Raw genomic sequence first — 20,643 nt, 5'->3', positions numbered from 1 at the left:
AAATTTTCAGAAAACGGTTGACTTCTTTTATAGAACACTTTAAACTTGCTTTCAAGAGAACAAAATAAGCCTTGATTGGAAATAGTAGAAATGCCGTATGCTTTTAGAGAGCCAGTGGGTGGTGTGAACTGGTACATACAATTTTGAACTCGTCCATGAGCTACAACCTGAAACTAAGTAGGGAAGTCGGAAGCCACCGTTAAAGGGCAAGACAGTATATACTGTCGTAAAGTGGAACGGATTTCAGCAATGACCGTTCAATTTAGAGTGGTAACGCGAGCAAACCTCGTCTCTATCGGATTTAATCATCCGTGGAGGCGGGGTTTTTATATTTATTCAGGGAGGGTTTCTAAACTCACTGAACGCAATCACGCCTCGGTGTATTTGTATTTTATTGCTTATGATTGGTAAAAAATCAAAATGAACTGGAAAAGGGGTTTTGGAAAATGAGTAGAAAAATTTGGGTGTTTGATACAACTTTACGTGATGGCGAGCAAGTGCCAGGTGCGAAATTAAATTTATATGAAAAAGTAGAAATCGCTCAACAACTCAAAAAGCTTGGTGTTGATATCATTGAAGCTGGTTTCCCTGCTTCTTCACAAGGTGATTTTGATGCGGTAAAAGCAGTAGCACAAAAGGTCGGTAATACATCGGACATCATGATTACGGCTTTAGCACGTGCGGTGAAATCAGATATCGATTCGGTATATAACGCAGTCAAATATGCTGAAAATCCAATGATTCATATGGTTCTAGGGACTTCAGATATTCATGTTGAAAAGAAATTTAGCAAGTCCAAGGATCAAATATTACAAATTGGTGTTGAAGCCGTCAAATATGCGAAAACATTACTGCCACAAGTGCAATATTCAACAGAGGACGCATCTCGCTCCGATTTTGAATACCTATGGAAAACAATTGAAGCCGTCATGAAAGCTGGTGCGACAATGATCAACGTGCCTGACACTGTTGGTTATGCAGAGCCTGAGCAATGGGGCGAGCTGATATACAAGCTGAATGATCGCATGAAAAATTTAGATGATTCAGTATTACTTTCCGTGCACTGCCACAACGACTTAGGGATGGCGACAGCGAATACACTGGCAGCGATTAAAAATGGTGCGGACAAAGTAGAGTGTACGATTAACGGAATCGGTGAACGTGCAGGGAATGCGGCATTAGAAGAGGTCGTAATGGCGCTGAAAACACGTGGTGATATTTACGATGTCTTTACGGATATTCAGACGAAGGAAATTATGAATACATCGCGCTTAGTTTCAAGCTTTATGGGTCTAGATGTACAGGTAAATAAGGCAATTACAGGGGACAATGCGTTTGCCCATTCTTCTGGTATTCACCAAGACGGTCTTTTAAAATCGCGTGATGCGTATGAAATCGTGCACCCAGAAGATGTTGGCTTAGATGATATGGAGCTTGTGCTAACGGCGCGATCAGGTAGACATGCAGTGAAAAATTCATTATCGAAGCTTGGCTTTAAGGATTTTGCGGTCGAAGAATTTGAAGGCATTTTTGAAGGTTTCTTAAAGTTAGCTGACTCGAAGAAAGAAGTATACAATCACGATTTATACGTCATCGTGGAAAATTATTATGAAAAGGCAGAGAAAAACAATCCAAATAAAGAAAATTATTCGGATCAGTTTTTTGACCTAGAGGATTTACAAGTTATTTCGAATGCGTCGTTCCCATCTGCGAGCGTAAAAATCCGTCGCGGAGAGGGAATTTATAAATCAAGCGCGGTCGGCTCTGGTCCAATTGATGCATTATATTCGGCCATTGCTAACATTACAGATATTGAAGTAAAGCTGATCGAATATAATATTAGCTCAGTATCTCGTGGTCAAGAAGCGCTTGGTAAAGTGAAAATCATCGTAGAGCATGAAGGCGAAAAGTATATCGCAAAAGCAGCGGATACGGATATTTTAAAGGCATCTGCTCTGGCTTATATTAATGTCATCAACAGCATCATCGTCGCACAAATACAACCACAACGATTTGAAGTGAAGGCAACGGTGTAACACATTATCCACCAGGTACACAAACAAGGAAAGGCACTTCATGGCTATGGCTGTGAGGGGCTTTTCTTTGAGTTTGAACGCAAAAAAAATTCATTCATTATTCCTCTATAAATGATTTAATAATATCAAGGAAATTACTGTCCTAGGTTGAGCATAGGTTTATTCCCTTTTCTATTTTGATATTGTTACAACAATCAATACTCCTGCAATCAATTCAGACGAACTACAAAAATTAGTAGAGAATAAAGAACCACTGACAGTTGTACTTGAAAATTACGATGATGTTCATTTGATCTAGAGAACACCTAAAGGACCGAGTATGTGACAAACAATGTAGGAATGCGCCTACTTCTTTTGTATAATGTAAACAATAGGAAGTTTAAATTTGAGGTGGTATCGTGTCTATAAAGGGTATAAATCATTTTTTATTTTCAGTGTCGGATTTAGAGAATTCTATTTGGTTTTATGAAAATGTATTTGATGCAAAATTGTTAGTAAAGGGTAGAAGTTCAACTTATTTTGATTTAAATGGTATGTGGCTTGCTCTTAATGAAGAAAAAGATATTCCGCGCAATGAAATCAGTCAATCCTATACGCATGTCGCTTTTTCAATAGAAGAAGCTGAATTTGATCAAATGTACGAGAAGCTTAGGGGATTGAATGTAAATATTCTACCAAGTCGCCCGAGAGACGAAAGGGATAAAAAATCAATTTACTTTACAGATCCGGATGGTCACAAGTTTGAATTTCATACTGGAACTTTACAGGACAGGCTAAATTACTATAAACAGCAACATACACATATGGAGTTTTTCGATTGAGATTATAAAAAAAGGATTTGAGCACGCCCGCTCAAATCCTTTTTCTAATAATAAATTGTCAATGTTTGTCCAGCTTCTATAAAATTAGAATTTAATTGATTCCATTGCATAATGGAAGTAACGGTAACATCATTTGCTTCAGCAATCAACGGGAGTGAATCGCCATCTGCTACTTGAATCGTTTTTTTACTTTGGATCGGTTTGTCGTATTGCGCTAAGTCGTATTGTGCAATAAGCGCGTTCAGTTTATCATTGTATTTCGAATCCGTCGCGTAGGAGCCAGTTAAAAAAAGGGTCGCATCTTTATACGATGCTGTGTTGCTTTTGAAAACGCTCGTATAATAATTCTTATTCCAGGACACCCCGTTACGAAGCAAGTTGACATAGTCCTTCAAAGATTCTTCATAGGAAGCATACTTGCGGAATTTTGCCTGTATCGTTGTCATATTACCCGCGCCATCATCCTCTAACGTTTCAAGCACAACGGAACTATTTTGATACTGTCCTTTTATGCCAAATAAATTATAGTTTGGGGATGCAGCAAGGCCACTTTGTCCACTTTTGCTCTCGAGAATAGCTTGTGCAATCATAACGGACGCATATAAATCATTTTCAGCACCAAGCTTGCGCGCTGTTTCTCCAATTTCGCCTATAAATTGTTCAACAGCCGGACCTTCCTCGATTTGTTGTGGAGCTGCTGTGTTCGAAGGTGTAAATAAAAAATAGTTGAGTCCGAAAATTAAAAGCCCAAAAACGACACCTAGAATTAGGAACGTTAATAAAATTTTTCGAATAAATGCCATGCCAAATTACTGATGTTGAATGCTTACAACATCTTCCTCCTTTCTTTCATCATATAAATATAGGTTTAATAGTATTGAATAGAGTTTATCATTCTTTTAACGAATTGGGAGTGAAATAGTTTCAAAGAATGGATATTTACATTAATAAATTTGTCTATCTTAGTTGAATAAACGATAAATGGAAGCGTTTGAATTGAATTGGCTATTGCTGTAACATAGTAATTCAAAAAGGTAAATTGGTTTTAATGACAAACAAGGGGAGGAGTGGAAATATGTACGAGCCAAAAACGAAGGAAACAGATGAAAGCGTTGTTGAATTTATTGAAAAGGTAGAGAGTCCTAAAAAACGGGATGATGCGTATCGATTGCTCCAATTATTTACGGAAGCAACAGGCCATGAAGCGAAAATGTGGGGGCCTAGTATTATTGGATTCGGCGCGTACCATTACGTTTATAAAACAGGACATGAAGGGGACGCGCCGCTTGTTGGTTTTTCACCACGGAAGGCAAAAATTAGCTTGTATTTTGCACCAGGTGATACGGCACGTGAAGAGCTCCTTGCGAAATTCGGCAAACATACGACTGGAAAAGCATGTGTCTACATTAATAAAGTAGATGATATTGATATAGACGTATTAAAAGAGTTGATCCTTCAATCGATATTGTTTTTACAAAGTCAGTATCCTGAAAAATAGGGGTACGGGTGTACGAACCAATCTGTAGCATGCACGATAAAATGCCATACAACCTAGCAAATTTCAATATCTAGCCACTAGTCATGCACACAATTCTCATGCAACCTATAAAATAGAGAATAAAGAAAACATGGATCTTTTTCAACTTGAAAAGAGGTGTTTATGTGTGCTAAGTGAGACGATTCGATCATTAGAAAATGGCTTTCAATTATTTGATGGGTATCACTTTAGCTGGCTGATGTTGACGGTACTTGTTATTTACATCATGTATAAAATGTATAGTGGCGCGGATTTAGCAGGGCAAAGAAAAATAAAAATACGATGGGCACTTGTCATTTTGCTGCTGGAGAGCATAAAAAATGTCTTGTTAATCCAGCAGGGTGAATTTTCATACGACTCATTGCCCCTACATCTTTGCGGATTGGGCATTTTTATCGTATTAGCACATGCCTTACTGAAAGATCATCGCATGGATATGCTGCTCTATTGTTTGACGATGCCGGGTGCATTCATGTCGCTCATAACACCAAATTGGACGGATGTATCCGCGTTTAATTATTTTCATTTTCATAGTTTTTTCTTCCATCTTCTTTTATTTGCCTATCCGGTGACGATGCTTTTATCAAAGGAATTAAAGTTGTCCGTACGTAAAATATGGCAGCCGATTTTATTTTTATGTGTGACCGTTCCAATAGTCTACGTCTTGAATGTATTGTGGGGAACGAATTTTATGTTCCTTAACAAAGCGGCGGAAGGAACACCATTAATGCTACTTGAGCACTATTTAGGGGAACAGTATTATATCATCGGCTTTATTGGACTCGTCCTTATTTTTTGGCTCCTCTTGCTATTGCCGCTAATTATTTGTAATAAAAGTAAAAGGTAGTTAAAAAGGTGAGCTTCGACGGTTTGTTGGGAGTTTGCCTTTTTCTAGTATTTAGAAAAATAGTCGCTCTACCGGGAGCTTTACCTGATTCTTGGGCAACATTAGCCGCGGCTGTGATCGTGACACAAACAATAGTGGAGTTGGTGGGGGAATTATTCTATATTAAAAAAATACATAAAATGATGTAATGGGCACACCGAAAAAAGGAGGTGGATGGTGGGATCAGCCACCAAAAATTGTATGAGAAAAATGATTGAACCATTTATTAAACATGTCATTGTAAAAGAGGTACAGGATGGTAATATGATTTATTTTTACGGAGCCGATGAAACAATGCTTGCAGAGCTATATTTTGAAGAGCAAAAAATAAGTTCAGTCACTTATTATACCAGGAAATGAAAACAGAGAAAGTTTCTCGTGAGCAATTAATCAAAATCATTAAGCAAGTGCAGCAAGTATTTAAAAAGGAAGATTATGGATTTGGTTCGCACCGCTATCAATTCATATATTTAATCGATTACCCTACCTCTACGACACAAGGGCATATTCACTACATTGATGGTGAAACAGGGGTAGTACATTTTGTGGAAACAGCGTTTTAACAACCTATATATAACTTTAGAAATAGTTTACTTGAATACAGCATTCAAACTATGAAATGCGCTATCTTTTACGAGAGATGTCACACTTTAATGTACAAAGGTCTAATTTCCGTTCTAACATTTGGATACTATAATTAGTAAAAAAGGAGATTAGATTTATGGAAATTAAATTACTGACGTTACAAACGGATAAATTACAAAGTATGAAAGAATTTTATACGAAACATTTAGGTTTTTCGCTTTGTGGTGATAGTCCAAAAAGCTTTCGAATCCAAGTAGGAAAAAGCATGTTAGAATTCACAAACAGCAATGGAGCGAGGGAGCCTTTTTATCATTTTGCAATGAATATTCCATCCAATCAATTTCAAGAAGCAAAGGCTTGGTTGAAAGAGAAAAAACCGCTTCTATTAGAAGATGGGGAAGATGAGGCGGACTTTTCATTTTGGCCGGCACATTCATGCTATTTTGAAGATCCAGCAGGAAATATCGTAGAATTCATTGCGCGGTACAATGTAACCCCAACAAGCGAACTGCCTTTTTCAAATCATAGTATTTTGAATATTGGAGAAATTGGTTTGATCTCACATGATGCACCTATGATTGGGGAGCAGTTAAAAACGATCAATATTGTAAATAGTGACGATTCTCCCATTACGAATTCGAAGTTGAGTTTCATGCAAGAAAGTAACAATGGTGTTTTTATCATTTTAGCGGGTCCAGGTAGAAGGTGGCTGTTTTCTGAAAAGAAGTCCAAAGTTTTTCCAATGAAAATAATATTGGATAATCAATTTTGTTTAGGGATTAATGAAGATCAAGAATTTTTTATGTGTAAAAGTAGCTTAAACTATAAGGAGATTTAGCGCGGTATAGAACTCAGAATGCTTTTCTCAAAAATAGGTATTCAAGAACAAAGTTTGCTTATTTTAGAAATGAAAAAATACATCTTTAAGAATAAGCCTTAAGGATGTATTTTATTTGGATCATTTTTTAAAAGTAATGAGGGATTTCATTAATTAATTCTATGACATGACCAAACTATCCCAGCAGTGTTATCGCCACCTATGTAAAGTGGCACAGTTAATCCATCTGCTTCGTAAAATAATTCAATTGTGTCCCCCGAAATATGCAAATAAGAGTGTTCTCTTTGCGAAGATTTTCTATGAATAGAAATAGATTTTAAAAAGCGGTTCAAATTATTGTTTAGAGGAGAGGGAGTTATGTAAATACAATATGTGTTCAAGACTCACTTACAGTCCCAGCTCCAGGTAGCGTAAAAGTAACAGTTCGCATTCATTGAATTTTAGTTTTATATGAATTAGAAAATCTAAGGCGCAGTCAGTCAAACAAATAATTACATAAAGAGGTATGCTATCTATTTGAGATGGTGTACTATTTTAATTGAAAATTTTGTAAATTAATTTATTATGAATTTAAAATAGAACTGCACCAAAAAGCTTTGCGCTTTATGTGCAGTTCTATTTTTTGTTTTGAATTGTTTAATTAATTGAGATTCCAGCACTTGCGTATCCAGCCACTGTGTTAAGCAAACTTATTCCGGTAGCGGTTGCAGAGAATACCATTAATAGTCGAGTTCCAGCAGTTACAGGTATATTTAAACCTGTAACGATTGCAGAATTATGCTGTCCAATAGAAAGTGGGCCTGGTAAAGGTATGTTTACTTCAGCACCAACAATTGGAATAAAGATGTTAGTAGAGGGAGCAGCTGATTGATATAATTGAGCTTTAATAGTAATAGTACTTCCTCCAATTGCCAAAGCAACAGTTGAACTGAAGTATGCGGCTAGGGAAGTAATAGTAACACCTCTAGGAACAGAGAATGCGAAGTTTAAAAGTGTTCCGGCTGCTCCAGTAAGATCGATAGTCGCTCCTAGAATAGTAGCAGATGTAACGGAATTACCGAAACCTACTAAACCAGGTAAACCTACTAATCCTAGTGCGATTGTTGTTGGAGCGATAGGAAGCCCTGATGCAAATGCGATAATTGCACCGCCGCCAGTAGCGCCAGTAGCGCCAGTAGCGCCAGTAGCGCCAGTAGCGCCAGTAGCGCCAGTAGCGCCCGTTCCGCCAGTAGCACCCGTTCCGCCAGTAGCACCCGTGCCGCCAGTAGCACCCGTGCCGCCAGTAGCACCTGTGCCGCCAGTAGCACCCGTTCCGCCAGTAGCACCCGTATTGCCAGTAGCACCCGTGCCGCCAGTAGCACCCGTGCCGCCAGTAGCACCCGTGCCGCCAGTAGCACCCGTGCCGCCAGTAGCACCTGTGCCGCCAGTAGCACCAGTACTGCCAGTAGCACCCGTGCCGCCAGTAGCACCCGTACCGCCAGTAGCACCCGTGCCGCCAGTAGCACCCGTACCGCCAGTAGCACCCGTGCCGCCAGTAGCACCCGTGCCGCCAGTAGCACCAGTACTGCCAGTAGCACCCGTGCCGCCAGTAGCACCCGTTCCGCCAGTAGCACCCGTGCCGCCAGTAGCACCCGTACCGCCAGTAGCACCCGTGTCACCAGTAGCACCCGTGCCGCCAGTAGCACCCGTACCGCCAGTAGCACCTGTGCCGCCAGTAGCACCAGTACTGCCAGTAGCACCCGTGCCGCCAGTAGCACCCGTACCGCCAGTAGCACCCGTGTCACCAGTAGCACCCGTGCCGCCAGTAGCACCAGTGCCGCCAGTAGCACCCGTACCGCCGGTAGCACCCGTGTCGCCAGTAGCACCAGTACCGCCGGTAGCACCAGTGCCGCCAGTAGCACCAGTGCCGCCAGTAGCACCCGTGCCGCCAGTAGCACCCGTGCCGCCAGTAGCACCAGTGCCGCCAGTAGCACCAGTACTGCCAGTAGCACCAGTGCCGCCAGTAGCACCAGTGCCGCCAGTAGCACCCGTACCGCCGGTAGCACCAGTGCCGCCAGTAGCACCAGTGCCGCCAGTAGCACCCTTGTCACCAGTAGCACCAGTGCCGCCAGTAGCACCAGTACCGCCAGTAGCACCAGTGCCGCCAGTAGCACCAGTACCGCCGGTAGCACCAGTATTGCCAGTAGCACCAGTACCGCCAGTAGCACCAGTGCCGCCAGTAGCACCCGTACCACCAGTAGCACCCGTACCACCAGTAGCACCCGTACCACCAGTAGCACCAGTGCCGCCAGTAGCACCCGTACCGCCAGTAGCACCAGTGCCGCCAGTAGCACCAGTGCCGCCAGTAGCACCAGTGCCGCCAGTAGCACCAGTGCCGCCAGTAGCACCCGTACCGCCGGTAGCACCAGTGCCGCCAGTAGCACCAGTGCCGCCAGTAGCACCAGTGCCGCCAGTAGCACCAGTGTCGCCAGTAGCACCAGTGCCGCCAGTAGCACCAGTGCCGCCAGTAGCACCAGTGCCGCCAGTAGCACCAGTGCCGCCAGTAGCACCAGTACCGCCGGTAGCACCAGTGCCGCCAGTAGCACCCGTACCGCCAGTAGCACCAGTGCCGCCAGTAGCACCAGTGCCACCAGTAGCACCCGTACCACCAGTAGCACCAGTGCCGCCAGTAGCACCCGTACCGCCAGTAGCACCAGTGCCGCCGGTAGCACCCGTACCACCAGTAGCACCAGTGCCGCCAGTAGCACCAGTGCCGCCAGTAGCACCAGTGCCGCCAGTAGCACCAGTGCCGCCAGTAGCACCAGTACCGCCAGTAGCACCAGTGCCGCCAGTAGCACCAGTGCCGCCGGTAGCACCCGTACCACCAGTAGCACCAGTGCCGCCAGTAGCACCAGTGCCGCCAGTAGCACCAGTGCCGCCAGTAGCACCCGTACCACCAGTAGCACCAGTGCCGCCAGTAGCACCAGTGTCGCCAGTAGCACCCGTACCGCCAGTAGCACCAGTGCCGCCAGTAGCACCCGTACCGCCAGTAGCACCAGTGCCGCCAGTAGCACCAGTGCCGCCAGTAGCACCAGTGCCGCCAGTAGCACCAGTGCCGCCAGTAGCACCAGTGCCGCCAGTAGCACCAGTGCCGCCAGTAGCACCAGTGCCACCAGTAGCACCAGTGCCGCCAGTAGGTCCAGTAGCCCCAGTAGATCCTTTAGGTTTACATGGTACCCATCCACAATCATCATGTTTTAGACCACCGTGACTCCAATGATTACCTAAACATTGGCATGGGTAGCAGTCACAAGTCTTACATATCTTACGTTTAAAAAAATCATCAACATTCATTATTTCACCTCCTTTCTCGACTATTTTATTCAATAGAAGAGAAAGAGGGAGAAGACAAGTAACTAATAAATTAAAAATAAAGACGACAGAAAAAAATAAGGTAATAAGAATAGAGACTAGAAAATTCTTTTTCAAAGACTCGCATTTGTATTTCGTAAAAATTGTTTGAAAAGGTTATGTGAATCATGATAGTTAATAGGGATTTTTAGTTGACTGACTCATCGTCCTTTTTTAAAATTCGGTCGAAGTAATCTTTATTGAATTGTATTTTAGGATCGTTCGGTATAAAGGTTCCTGCTAGTTCATTATGTGCATTAGCAATTTCGTATTGTTTTAAGCGGTCATATAGGACACATAGCTGGAGATGAGGTAACCAGGTTGTAAAAGTGTTGTTTTGGAATGGGGCATTCGGTTGCTGTTTCGTTAGGAGCGCTTGTTCGTACCAGTGAATAGCTTCGTAATTTTTAAACTGCTCCATAAAGTAATATCCGAGTCTACAACATGCCTCTGGGCGAGGAATATCATATTCAAAACTTCTTAAAATTGCGCTCAATATATTTTCTTTGTCGTTTAAATGAATGTAACAATCCGCTAGTTTAAAGCAGGCGCGAATGTTATCTTCTATCCATCCTAATTGAGAGGTTAAAAAATGTTCGTAGTAAAAAACAGCTTTTTCATAATGTGCATGGTCATAAAGTTCATTTGCGTAATAGAAAGTATCACGAGGTGACAACTCTTCGCCGGATTTTACTAATCGATTGTATATTTCAATATTTCTATTGTGGTCATGACTTAGCGGTAAATGGCTTACCGCGACATCGCACTGATAGATATTTCCACCGACTGATAAATATTCATGTACAGCACCGATCCATTGGAAATTTTTCTCTCTTTTCACGATACGATTTCTCCTTAGTAGAGAGCTCACATTACCTTCTGCATCAAAACTTAAATTATAGTTCATAGACACGGCATCAATGTCAGATGTTAATGACTTTTTTAATGCTTTAAACTTTTCCTGATCTTCAACAGAGAAAACATCATCTGCATCTAGCCACAGAATATATTCTTTTGTTGCTTGTTGAAAGGAAAAATTTCGTGCATCTGCAAAATTGTCGATCCATTGAAAGTCAAAAATACGGTCAGTGAACTGTCCCACAATGTCCTTCGTGTTATCAGTAGAACCGGTATCCACAATATTAATTTCATCTACTAAGTCTTTAACTGAAGCAAGACATCTTCCAATTACCTCATCTTCGTTTTTGACGATCATACATAAACTGATTGTAATCAACTTGTACCCCTCCTAAAATAATCCTTGTAGTATATGTAATTTGGGGTTTTTTGCTTTTTTGCTTGGATGGACAATTGAATGCAGAATCGTACGTATATAAGGTAACGAAATGATGCCGTCCATGCATGATAACTACTGCATCAGGTGCAAGATTAATAACTAATTAAGCTCAAAACATAAAAAAGCAATTAAGCCTCGGCCTAATTGCTTCAAGATTTTGAATTGTGTAGATTTCCATTCTAGACATTATTTCATCTGTGTTGATCTATAAGAATAGCATTACCATCAGGATCTTCAATTGTAAAGCTTGCAGGGCCTTCGCTTGATTCATCTGCTTCAGTCAGTAATTTAATGCCTTGTGCTTTAAGCTGTTTCTGGAGATCTCGAATATCCGTAAACGAATCGAGATTTTCTGCATTCTCATTCCAACCGGGATTAAAAGTCAAAATATTCTTTTCAAACATGTTTTGGAATAGACCAATGATCGTACTCTCATTTTTCATAATAAGCCAATTTTGAGTAATATCCCCGCCAAAATCTTGAAACCCTAAATTTTCGTAAAAGGCTTTTGATTTATGAATATCTTTTACACTTAAACTAACAGAAAATGCACCTAGTTTCATATTTCCTCCTATAAAAAATTAATAATAAAGAAAGTATACAACATTCCTTTGTATAACATGATTCAGTTTGTCCAATTTTTGTAATGTTAATCCGATATCATTCTGCACCAGTAACACAAACAAGTCATCCCTAGAATTTGTTAATGATCCAGTATTTAGATGACTGATTATTTATATTCTTATATACTATAATTAATTTGTAAAATTTTCAAATCTTCAGTACCGTGAATGGAAACTTTAAAAGGGGTTGTTGTATATGAATTTCATCTCATGGATGATCGTCGCATGTGAAATCGGCTTTTGGATTGTTATCTTGCTGGGGCTCATCACACGATACATTCTCAAATTTGAACGACTGGGACTTTTTTTTCTTGCCTTGACGCCAGTAATTGATTTAATATTACTCATCGTCACAGCAACTGACTTGTATAATGGAGCAACCGCGACGCAAGTGCATGCAATCGCTGCCATTTATCTTGGGGTGTCAGTCGCGTTTGGTAAAAGTATGATTCACTGGGCGGACGAACGTTTTGTTTATTACATTCAAAAAAAAGGACCAAAACCGATAAGGAAAACAGGCTACGCACATGCACGTCATTCGATGAAAGGTTCATTACAACACGTTCTTGCCTATATTATCGGTGCTGCATTTCTAGTGGCCATGATTTTTTTCATCAATGACCCAGCAAGAACGGAAGTGTTTTTAGAGACATTGAAAATATGGGCACTTGTGCTCGGTATCGATTTTGCTTTCTCTATTTCTTATTTCATTTGGCCAAGACCCGAGAAAGCCTAGTAAAGTCCATTCTGTAATTGGTTTGGGAACTTTTGTCAGTAACAATAAAATGCAATCAAAAAAGTTTTGTTGAACTTTATTGTTCAACAAGGCTTTTTTGGCGTATCGAGGTATAGAAAATGTATATTCTACACCGTGTGCAAGGTACATTTTTGATCGGAATTACTAGAAGTATAAGGGCACATCGAAATTTGAGAATAATAAGTAATATATTTCATGTGAGTAACAAAAAAGACTTCGAATTATAAAGTTTCGACCGATAAAAATTATGGACATCATTTATGAATCGAAAGGGCTGTTGTAAAGCGTTTTTCGAATTAATGCATCTAAAGAAAAAGCTTTTAAAGCTTATACAGAAAAAGGAGAACCGTTACATGAAAAAATTATTTAGAAGCCTTAAAAACAAGCTGTATATTGCGTTTGCACTTGTATTAGTAATCCCAGTTGTTTTAGTAGGGAGCCTCTCCTATCTAGCAGCAAAAGATTCAATTGAAGAAGAAATTCTTCAAAGTGCCAACCAGAGCATAGGGGTATTAAACAAACTTATAGACAAAACCATTAGTGAAAAAATTAATGACATTGATGTCTTTAGTGAGGAAATTAATTCGTCGATGTATGAACAGGGTGAGGTTGCCTTAAGGACATCTCTTCAACAATACTTTAAACGAAACCCAGATATCTTCAGCATTTATGTTGCAACGACGAGTGGGAAATTTATTCAAGGAGAGAACGTGCCTACTGCCGAAAATTATAACCCTTTGGATAGAAGTTGGTATAAAAATGCAGTAGAGCTTCAAGGGGATCCTTTTATAACAGAGCCTTACAAAGATTTGAGGACTGAAGAAATGATTGTTACAATTGCTCAACAGTTAAAAGACCGTTCAGGGGTTGTTGCAGTAGATCTTAAACTAACAGACTTACAAAAAATGTCAGAATCTATTCAGATCGGGAAAGATGGGTACTCTTCCATTTTTGATGTCAACAAAAAGGTTATTTCACACCCTACATTAGAAGGGGGTGGAGAAGTAAAAGAGAGCTTCATGGATAAGATGTATGAGAAGGAATCTGGTACGTATGATTATGTTTATGAAGGGGATAACCGAATATTATTTTTTACAACAAATAAATTGACGGGTTGGAAAATTTCAGGAACAATTTTCTCGAAAGAAATAGATGAATCTGCTTCCTTTATATTGTATACAACGTTACTTGTGTTAATTATTGCCATTGTAGTTAGCGCGATTGCCGTTCATTTCGTCGTAAAAGGAATTATTAGACCGATTGACAAATTAAAAGTAAGTGCAGTGACGATCAGTAAAGGGGATTTAACTGAAAAAGTAACGATCACTTCGAATGATGAAATTGGACAATTAGGTCAAGCTTTCAATGATATGCAGGAAAGTCTTCGAACACTAATAAAAAAAGTAGAAGTAAATGCAGAAGAAGTCGCATCTTCAGCGGAAGAGTTAACAGCTAATGCCGATCAAACGAGCTCGGCAACCGAGCAAGTGGCAATTGCGATACAAGAAGTTGCTTCTAGTGCAGATACGCAAACAATCAGTGCAAGCAAAAACGCGGAATCTTTAAATGAATTGTCAAAAGCAATTCTTCATATAGCAGAAATATCTTCTACTGTAACGGATCTTTCACAGCACGCTACGATGCAGGCAGATGAGGGTGGCAAAGTAGTCCAAGATACGAAGGATCAAATGAATTTCATACATCAATCCGTTTCAGAATCAAACACAAAAATTCAAACGTTACATGATCGTTCGCAACAAATTACGTCCATTTTAGATGTCATTACAGGCATTGCTGATCAAACGAATCTACTCGCTTTAAACGCTGCGATTGAAGCTGCAAGAGCAGGAGAGCACGGGAAAGGTTTCGCTGTAGTTGCAGATGAAGTGCGTAAACTGGCAGAGCAATCCCAACAATCAGCAAAACAAATTTTCGAATTAATTCATGGTATTCAAGCAGACACGGAACAATCGGTACGTATTATGGCTCAAGTTACAGAGGACGTACAAAGTGGCTTACGCGTATCGGATGAAGCGATTTCTAAGTTCCAAGTCATCATGACAAGCATGAGAGAAATTACTCCGAAAATGGAAGAAGTATCTTCCGCTTCCGAACAAATGTCGGCAAGTGTGCAAGAGGTTACCGCAATTACAGAAGATTTAGCTTTCACAGCAAAAGGGAATGCTGCTACATCAGAAGAAGTTGCTGCATCTACAGAGGAGCAATTAGCTTCAATGGAAGAAATTAATGCATCTGCACAATCACTTTCTCATATGGCGGATGAGTTAAAATCTCTTATTAACCAGTTCAAATATTAAATTTTAGTTTAATAGTACATTTTAAAAAAGATGGTTGAAGTAATGTTTATATGCTTCAACCATCTTTTTACTATTCAATTAGAGTAGCCAAAAGCGAATGGTCAAAAAAAACAAGGAAAGACTAAGATAAAAAGGAGCATTAAAAGACATGAAAACCTTTTTATCAATAGCAGTCATTTCTTGTACATTACTTTTAGCTAATTTCATATTTGCGAATTCGAACGATGTGGAAAAGGTATCACAAGAAGTTCCTCCATATGCAAAATGGGGAGGAATTGCTATGCAAAAGACTAAGGAAAAATATCCGCAAGCAAGTATTATTGATTATCATCATATTGGAAGAGAGGAAGGAACGGATACCTCCACAGAAAAATTTAAACTTTGGTTACGTGAAGGCAACAAAGAGTTCGGTGTATTTATTAACATTAAGTTTGATCGAAAAACAGAAAAAGTAATAAACATTACATTCAAAGAAACGACTCGGTGAACGGCCTTCTTCATATTATACACTGGGTGCAAGTACAATTATTCGGTTCCTATGCTTTAATACAAAAGTGATTATGAAATTGGCACAGTGGATAGAGCTATTAATAAAGCGCTAATCATACAAAATAAAAAAACTCATTCACAATTAAATAGGTTCTTTATTAATTTTCAGTTGAAATTTATGTCCTCATTTCAGCCAATATTTCCGCTGTGTTGATCTACAAATATGGAATAAACCAATTTTTGTATCGGGTGCAGCAATTAGTGCTAGCCAAAAATAGTCGCTCAATCCAAAAAGTCTTATTGAACTCTAGTGTTCAGCAAGGCTTTTATGACGTATTAAAATATATATCCCTGTAGATTATTCAGTAAAAATATTCTTCACCAGGTGCATACCCATTTATAGTTGAATTACATAAACCTATTTCATTTTGTAATGCTTAGAATCAATTAATTTTAGATATGATGAGCATCCGTTATTCTTTCTATTGCTAGATTAGACAACTAAACAGTAGAGAGACTTGGGTGGCTAGCAATTATCTTTAAAAGTTCTAGACTTTGCACCTCTAATTTGCAATAAAATTGAAACTATAAAATTAATGAGTAAAAATAGGTTATATATCCAAAACATATTATTGAAACTGAATAGATTAACACTGTAGTGCATTTTACAGGAAAGGAGGAAAAAATAATGTTAGATAAATATTATAAAGTCGCTCAATTTGAGGAGAATTCAAGTTTACTTCAACAAATCGAATCTTTATATGGTGTTAGTGATATTAATTTCGTTAGCTCTAAAGAAGAGATGATGGAAAAGTATTCAGACATTCTAAAACATGAAACAAATTTTTGTGATAGACCATGTAAGCAAACTTTCTCTACATGTTTTATTAAAGAAGCGCCATTAAATCTAGTAGCTGTTTCTAATGGTATTAACCCAGTTGCTGATTTTTCAGATCTTCATTGTATTATTGAGCCATGTGTTACGAAAGCAACCATTGATATTTATGGATGTAAGTCAAAACACGTCAAAACGAAACTAAACGCTGTTCATATTATTGGTAAATTTGGTTACTGGTTCAATTTTGAAGAAGTTTTTTTAAACAAATGTGAGAGAAGATTTGACTTTAGAACGGCAGCAGGTCAAGGAACAGGTTTCGTGGACCAAGTACTTTGCTATATTCCAGAATATGAACATGGATGTCCTGTAGACCTTTGCGATTCGAAAATTGATGTTGATTTTAAAAAGGCAATTATTTGTGATGACAAACTTTATTTAGTGTATGACGTTAAGGTGAAATTCCCTAAATGTTGTTAGTACTGAACGGAGGGAGGTTTACAATGAAGCGAATGGCAGGAGCTTTTAAAGAAAAGCATTTAGAGCAACAGAAAAAAACAAAAGAAAATGTAAAACGTTTTTGTGGTTGTGGTTGTAGAAAATATTTTGCACCGTGTGCCCAATCAATTTGTTGTAATTCATAAAATGAAATGAGCGGTGTTGGAAAAAATTCATGTACAGGGCCCGTATTTTATTCAACACTGTGACCAAGAGCGCTATCTGAAAAGGTATGCGCTTTTTTGTATTATGCGAGAGAATCCAATCGCGTATTTCAACAATCATTTCTTCATAACTTGGTACGGTAAATGAAAAATCTTGTCGGGAATTAAGTAAGGTTTTATATAATTGCACGATAGGAGAGGGTAAGATAGTCATCTTGTTTTTTTTACCTCAAGCAACTCACCTAAACTTTTCGCACGGTCATATAGCGTTTCGCCATCATGTTTATTGTTCAGCAAGGCTTTTATGACGTATCATGATATAGATCCCGATAGAATCTACATTAAAAAAATCCTTCCACAGGTGTATAACCATTTAGGGTTGAATTACATAAATCTATTTCCTTTCGTAATGCCTAGATTCAATTAATGTTAGACATGACGAACATCCTTTATTCTTCCACGCGATAGATTCGACAACTAAACAGTAGAGAGACTTGGGTGGTTTGCAAGTCTTTTTTTATGCAAGATAAAAGTGCTAGACTCTGCCCGAATTCGTTTCACAAGTTTGCATCTCTATTTTGCAATAAACATGTAGCTATTAAATAAAAAATAAAAAATAGGTTATTTATCCAAAACATATTTTTGAAACTGAATAGATTATAACTGTAGTACATTTTAAAGGAAAGGAGGAAAAAACAATGTTAGATAAATATTATAAAATCGCTCAGTTTGAAGGGAATTCAAGTTTACTTCACCAAATCGAATCTTTATATGGTGTTAACGATATTAATTTCGTTAGCTCTAAAGAAGAGATGATGGAAAAGTATTCAGATATTCTAAAACATGAATCAAATTCTTGTGATAGACCATGTAAGAATACTTTCTCTACATGTTTTATAAAAGAAGCGCCATTAAATCTAGTAGCTGTTTCTGATGGTATCAACCCAGTTGCTGATTTTTCAGACCTTCATTGTGTTATTGAACCATGTGTTACGAAAGCAACTATTGATATTTATGGATGTAAGTCAAAGCATGTAAAAACGAAAGTAAACGCAGTTCATATTGTTGGCAAATTTGGTTACTGGTTCAACTTTGAAGAAGTCTTTTTAAACAAATGTGAGAGAAAATTTGACTTTAGAAGAGCAGCAGGTCAAGGAACAGGGTTTGTGGACCAAGTACTTTGCTATATTCCAGAATATGACCATGGATGTCCTGTAGACCTTTGCGATTCAAAAATTGATGTTGATTTTAAAAAGGCAATCATATGTGATGATAAACTTTATTTAGTGTATGACATTAAGGTGAAATTCCCTAAATGTTGTTAGTACTAAACTAAGTGTGATTTACTATGGAACGAGAGGCAGAAGCATTTAAAGAAAATTATTTAGCGCATCAGAAAAACAAAAAATAATGCAAAACGTTTTGTGAGTATGGTTGTGGAAAATATTCTGAATCAGGTACCCAATCAATTTGGTGTAATTCATAAAATGGAGTGAGTGGTGTTGGAAAATATTCATGTATCGGGCCCGTATTTATTCAACACTGTGAACAAGAGCGCCGCCTGAAAAAGGTAGGCGCTTTTTTGTCAGCAAATAAAAAGTTCAATTAAAAAAGCCTTATTGAACTAGTGTTCAGTAAAGCTATTTTGACGTTTCACGATATAGATCATTTTAAGTTTTTCACTTAAAATAATGTGGATATAAGTTTTTATGCGAGAAGATCCAATCGTGCATTTCAACAATCATTTCTTCATAACTTGGTACGGTAAATGAAAAATCCTGTCGGGAATTAAGTAAAGTTTTATCTAATTGTACGATAGGAGAGGGTAGAATAGTCATCTTGTTTTCTTTTAAATGCTTGTTGAATAATTGAAGTAACTCATACTTGTTCACACTAGTCGGATGGACGAGATGGTATAGTCCGGTGAGGTTATCTGTTGCTGCTTTTTCTATGGCCTTTGCTAATGTTAACGTCGTTACACCATTCCAAATAGCTCCAGTGTATCCATTAATCGTACCAGATTGTTTCATAAACCAATTCAATAAGCCAATGCCACTTTCCTTTATGTCAGGACCAATTATTGAATTTCTGAATGTTAAGTGCCTACCACAAGCAACTTCACCTAAACTTTTAGTACGGTCATATAGCGTTTCGCCATCATGTTTACTTTTTTCACTATAAGGCGCAGCTTTTCCTGAGAAAACACAATCCGTACTTAGATGAATAAGCTTTGTATCTGTATCTTTTATTCTATTGACGATTGCATGTGGCAAATAACTATTCAAAAAGATGGCTTTTTCAGGGTCTTTATCACATGCCTCATTTAAAATACCGATACAATTGATGATGACATCATAATCGTCTGAAATAATGGAACGGAAAAAAGAAGAATCCGTAATATCACCCGTTATACCTTTGTTTAAAGGGAAGTGAGTTCGTGAATAAGTAGTGACGTTATGCCCGTTCTCACGTAAGAAGTAAGTAATCGTGTGACCGGCCATACCTGTTGCACCAAGAACTAGAAATTTCATGGTTTTCCGCCCTTCCATTTTTGTAATTCATCATGAATGTATGGAAGTTTTATTAGTTTTTCTTTAATTTCTTCTATTGAAAGTATTTTAGTATTATTGGAGTTATATTCATCTGTTAGCGTAATTTTTGGAGAACCTTCTTCAAGATACTTACCATAATTTAAATCACGATTATCTGCGGGAATTTTATAAAAGTTGCCCAAATCAACTGCTTTCGCGGCTTCTTCCTTTGTTAAAAGGACCTCGAATATTTTTTCTCCGTGACGTGTACCGATAATGTTTACATGATTTTGGACATTAAATAATTCCAGTAGAGCTTGAGCTAAATCAACGATCCGCGCAGCTGGAGATTTTTGGACCATAATGTTTCCATTTTCTGCGTGCGAAAAGGCATACAAAACTAATTCGACCGCTTCATCTAGGCTCATCATAAAACGTGTCATATTGGAATCTGTAACGGTTAATGGTTTGCCAGCTTTTATTTGTTCAATGAATAGGGGAATGACAGAACCGCGTGATGCCATGACGTTGCCGTATCTTGTACCGCATATAAGAGTTTGATCAGTTGTAAGCATTCTAGACTTAGCAATAAATGTTTTTTCCATCATTGCTTTTGAAATACCCATTGCGTTTACCGGGTAGGCAGCTTTATCGGTAGAAAGGCAAATTACTTTTTTTACACCTGCATTGATCGCTGCAGTTAGTACATTCTCGGTGCCTAGAACATTTGTCTTAACGGCTTCAAGTGGGAAAAACTCGCAGGAGGGGACTTGCTTAAGGGCTGCCGCATGGAAGACGAAATCTACATTATACATTGCGTTATGTATGCTCTGTATATCGCGTACATCGCCAATGAAAAATTTGATTTTATTATTTTGATATAAAATACGCATATCATCTTGCTTTTTTTCATCGCGAGAGAAAATCCGAATTTCTTTAATATCGGTATTTAAAAACCGTTCTAATACTGCATTTCCAAATGAACCAGTTCCTCCTGTAATCAATAATATTTTGTCGTTAAACATCGTCATGAAATGT

The 20,643-nt window shown here is 38.7% G+C and carries 18 protein-coding genes, 2 pseudogenes and 1 other annotated feature; of the genes and pseudogenes, 14 read left to right on the top strand and 6 right to left on the bottom strand.

Going from position 1 to position 20,643, the window contains the following annotated elements; genetic code table 11:
* Window positions 1–62: 62 nt before the first annotated feature.
* Window positions 63–297, top strand: a binding site (T-box leader).
* Window positions 298–446: 149 nt separating this feature from the next.
* Together CSE16_RS11545 and fosM are read left to right on the top strand one after the other, a co-directional pair.
* Complete coding sequence (locus CSE16_RS11545; RefSeq protein ID WP_099424041.1) at window positions 447–2,036, top strand: 2-isopropylmalate synthase; 1,590 nt, start codon at window positions 447–449, stop codon at window positions 2,034–2,036.
* A 398-nt stretch (window positions 2,037–2,434) separates the two neighbouring features.
* The gene (gene fosM / locus CSE16_RS11540) at window positions 2,435–2,857 is read left to right on the top strand and encodes a FosM family fosfomycin resistance protein (protein ID WP_099424040.1); all 423 of its coding nucleotides are present in this window, start codon (window positions 2,435–2,437) and stop codon (window positions 2,855–2,857) included.
* 44 nt (window positions 2,858–2,901) lie between these two features.
* Here fosM and CSE16_RS11535 read toward each other — a convergent pair whose 3' ends face one another.
* Entirely contained in the window at window positions 2,902–3,660 is a 759-nt protein-coding gene (locus CSE16_RS11535) for a glucosaminidase domain-containing protein (RefSeq protein ID WP_099424039.1), read from the bottom strand.
* Between the two features lie 272 nt (window positions 3,661–3,932).
* Between CSE16_RS11535 and CSE16_RS11530 the strand changes: the two genes are divergently transcribed.
* The 6 genes and pseudogenes from CSE16_RS11530 to CSE16_RS11505 all read left to right on the top strand — a co-directional run bounded on the left by CSE16_RS11530 (window position 3,933) and on the right by CSE16_RS11505 (window position 6,703).
* The gene (locus tag CSE16_RS11530) at window positions 3,933–4,355 is read left to right on the top strand and encodes a DUF1801 domain-containing protein (protein WP_099424038.1); all 423 of its coding nucleotides are present in this window, start codon (window positions 3,933–3,935) and stop codon (window positions 4,353–4,355) included.
* A 166-nt stretch (window positions 4,356–4,521) separates the two neighbouring features.
* Window positions 4,522–5,241 carry a YwaF family protein gene (locus tag CSE16_RS11525; RefSeq protein WP_157764801.1) on the top strand — a complete coding sequence of 240 codons (720 nt, stop codon included), beginning with the start codon at window positions 4,522–4,524 and terminating at the stop codon, window positions 5,239–5,241.
* Window positions 5,242–5,309: 68 nt separating this feature from the next.
* Window positions 5,310–5,429: pseudogene (locus CSE16_RS22230) on the top strand (arsenic resistance protein); the annotation flags it as partial.
* 28 nt (window positions 5,430–5,457) lie between these two features.
* Window positions 5,458–5,640 (top strand): hypothetical protein, encoded by a 183-nt coding sequence (locus CSE16_RS11515; RefSeq protein WP_099424036.1) that lies wholly within the window; start codon window positions 5,458–5,460, stop codon window positions 5,638–5,640.
* On the top strand, window positions 5,637–5,843 hold the full coding sequence (locus CSE16_RS11510) for a hypothetical protein (protein ID WP_099424035.1): 207 nt from the start codon (window positions 5,637–5,639) through the stop codon (window positions 5,841–5,843). The genes CSE16_RS11515 and CSE16_RS11510 overlap by 4 nt, the downstream gene beginning before the upstream one ends.
* 158 nt (window positions 5,844–6,001) lie before the next feature.
* Window positions 6,002–6,703, top strand: a complete 702-nt coding sequence (locus tag CSE16_RS11505) for a VOC family protein (protein ID WP_172954382.1) — start codon at window positions 6,002–6,004, stop codon at window positions 6,701–6,703.
* Window positions 6,704–7,339: 636 nt separating this feature from the next.
* On the opposite strand, the pseudogene CSE16_RS11495 reads toward CSE16_RS11505, so the two are convergent.
* The 3 genes and pseudogenes from CSE16_RS11495 to CSE16_RS11485 all read right to left on the bottom strand — a co-directional run.
* A pseudogene (locus CSE16_RS11495) lies at window positions 7,340–9,901 on the bottom strand (collagen-like repeat preface domain-containing protein); the annotation flags it as partial.
* A 340-nt stretch (window positions 9,902–10,241) separates the two neighbouring features.
* Window positions 10,242–11,330, bottom strand: a complete 1,089-nt coding sequence (locus tag CSE16_RS11490) for a glycosyltransferase (protein ID WP_099424032.1) — start codon at window positions 11,328–11,330, stop codon at window positions 10,242–10,244.
* A 251-nt stretch (window positions 11,331–11,581) separates the two neighbouring features.
* The gene (locus CSE16_RS11485) at window positions 11,582–11,953 is read right to left on the bottom strand and encodes a VOC family protein (RefSeq protein WP_099424031.1); all 372 of its coding nucleotides are present in this window, start codon (window positions 11,951–11,953) and stop codon (window positions 11,582–11,584) included.
* A gap of 256 nt (window positions 11,954–12,209) precedes the next feature.
* Between CSE16_RS11485 and CSE16_RS11480 the strand changes: the two genes are divergently transcribed.
* The 6 genes from CSE16_RS11480 to CSE16_RS11460 all read left to right on the top strand — a co-directional run bounded on the left by CSE16_RS11480 (window position 12,210) and on the right by CSE16_RS11460 (window position 18,399).
* Window positions 12,210–12,749, top strand: coding sequence for a hypothetical protein (locus CSE16_RS11480; RefSeq protein ID WP_099424030.1), 540 nt, complete (start codon window positions 12,210–12,212; stop codon window positions 12,747–12,749).
* Between the two features lie 374 nt (window positions 12,750–13,123).
* Entirely contained in the window at window positions 13,124–15,088 is a 1,965-nt protein-coding gene (locus tag CSE16_RS11475) for a methyl-accepting chemotaxis protein (protein WP_099424029.1), read from the top strand.
* A 148-nt stretch (window positions 15,089–15,236) separates the two neighbouring features.
* Window positions 15,237–15,575, top strand: a complete 339-nt coding sequence (locus CSE16_RS11470; RefSeq protein ID WP_099424028.1) for a YqzG/YhdC family protein — start codon at window positions 15,237–15,239, stop codon at window positions 15,573–15,575.
* A gap of 690 nt (window positions 15,576–16,265) precedes the next feature.
* Window positions 16,266–16,892, top strand: a complete 627-nt coding sequence (locus CSE16_RS11465; protein ID WP_099424027.1) for a hypothetical protein — start codon at window positions 16,266–16,268, stop codon at window positions 16,890–16,892.
* Window positions 16,893–16,915: 23 nt separating this feature from the next.
* Complete coding sequence (locus CSE16_RS21400; protein WP_157764800.1) at window positions 16,916–17,056, top strand: hypothetical protein; 141 nt, start codon at window positions 16,916–16,918, stop codon at window positions 17,054–17,056.
* A gap of 716 nt (window positions 17,057–17,772) precedes the next feature.
* Window positions 17,773–18,399 (top strand): hypothetical protein, encoded by a 627-nt coding sequence (locus CSE16_RS11460; protein WP_099424026.1) that lies wholly within the window; start codon window positions 17,773–17,775, stop codon window positions 18,397–18,399.
* Window positions 18,400–18,753: 354 nt separating this feature from the next.
* Here the strand turns inward: CSE16_RS11460 and CSE16_RS11455 are convergent, their stop codons facing one another.
* Window positions 18,754–19,605, bottom strand: coding sequence for a dTDP-4-dehydrorhamnose reductase family protein (locus tag CSE16_RS11455; RefSeq protein WP_099424025.1), 852 nt, complete (start codon window positions 19,603–19,605; stop codon window positions 18,754–18,756).
* On the bottom strand, window positions 19,602–20,630 hold the full coding sequence (locus CSE16_RS11450) for a polysaccharide biosynthesis protein (RefSeq protein ID WP_099425822.1): 1,029 nt from the start codon (window positions 20,628–20,630) through the stop codon (window positions 19,602–19,604). The genes CSE16_RS11455 and CSE16_RS11450 overlap by 4 nt, the downstream gene beginning before the upstream one ends.
* Between the last annotated feature and the right edge of the window lie 13 nt (window positions 20,631–20,643).

Source organism: Solibacillus sp. R5-41 (assembly GCF_002736105.1).
Taxonomy (GTDB): domain Bacteria; phylum Bacillota; class Bacilli; order Bacillales_A; family Planococcaceae; genus Solibacillus.
The sequence above is the reverse complement of the archived record's forward strand: the minus strand, read 5'-3'. Positions and strand labels throughout refer to the sequence as shown.

What these genes read in the sequence shown, in the direction of transcription:
- CSE16_RS11545 (WP_099424041.1), top strand. Translation starts at nt 447, where the DNA reads ATGAGTAGAAAAATTTGGGTGTTTGATACAACTTTACGTGATGGCGAG.
- CSE16_RS11535 (WP_099424039.1), bottom strand. Translation starts at nt 3,660, where the DNA reads ATGGCATTTATTCGAAAAATTTTATTAACGTTCCTAATTCTAGGTGTC.
- CSE16_RS11530 (WP_099424038.1), top strand. Translation starts at nt 3,933, where the DNA reads ATGTACGAGCCAAAAACGAAGGAAACAGATGAAAGCGTTGTTGAATTT.
- CSE16_RS11510 (WP_099424035.1), top strand. Translation starts at nt 5,637, where the DNA reads ATGAAAACAGAGAAAGTTTCTCGTGAGCAATTAATCAAAATCATTAAG.
- CSE16_RS11505 (WP_172954382.1), top strand. Translation starts at nt 6,002, where the DNA reads ATGGAAATTAAATTACTGACGTTACAAACGGATAAATTACAAAGTATG.
- CSE16_RS11485 (WP_099424031.1), bottom strand. Translation starts at nt 11,953, where the DNA reads ATGAAACTAGGTGCATTTTCTGTTAGTTTAAGTGTAAAAGATATTCAT.
- CSE16_RS11480 (WP_099424030.1), top strand. Translation starts at nt 12,210, where the DNA reads ATGAATTTCATCTCATGGATGATCGTCGCATGTGAAATCGGCTTTTGG.
- CSE16_RS11475 (WP_099424029.1), top strand. Translation starts at nt 13,124, where the DNA reads ATGAAAAAATTATTTAGAAGCCTTAAAAACAAGCTGTATATTGCGTTT.
- CSE16_RS11470 (WP_099424028.1), top strand. Translation starts at nt 15,237, where the DNA reads ATGAAAACCTTTTTATCAATAGCAGTCATTTCTTGTACATTACTTTTA.
- CSE16_RS11465 (WP_099424027.1), top strand. Translation starts at nt 16,266, where the DNA reads ATGTTAGATAAATATTATAAAGTCGCTCAATTTGAGGAGAATTCAAGT.
- CSE16_RS21400 (WP_157764800.1), top strand. Translation starts at nt 16,916, where the DNA reads ATGAAGCGAATGGCAGGAGCTTTTAAAGAAAAGCATTTAGAGCAACAG.
- CSE16_RS11460 (WP_099424026.1), top strand. Translation starts at nt 17,773, where the DNA reads ATGTTAGATAAATATTATAAAATCGCTCAGTTTGAAGGGAATTCAAGT.
- CSE16_RS11455 (WP_099424025.1), bottom strand. Translation starts at nt 19,605, where the DNA reads ATGAAATTTCTAGTTCTTGGTGCAACAGGTATGGCCGGTCACACGATT.
- CSE16_RS11450 (WP_099425822.1), bottom strand. Translation starts at nt 20,630, where the DNA reads ATGTTTAACGACAAAATATTATTGATTACAGGAGGAACTGGTTCATTT.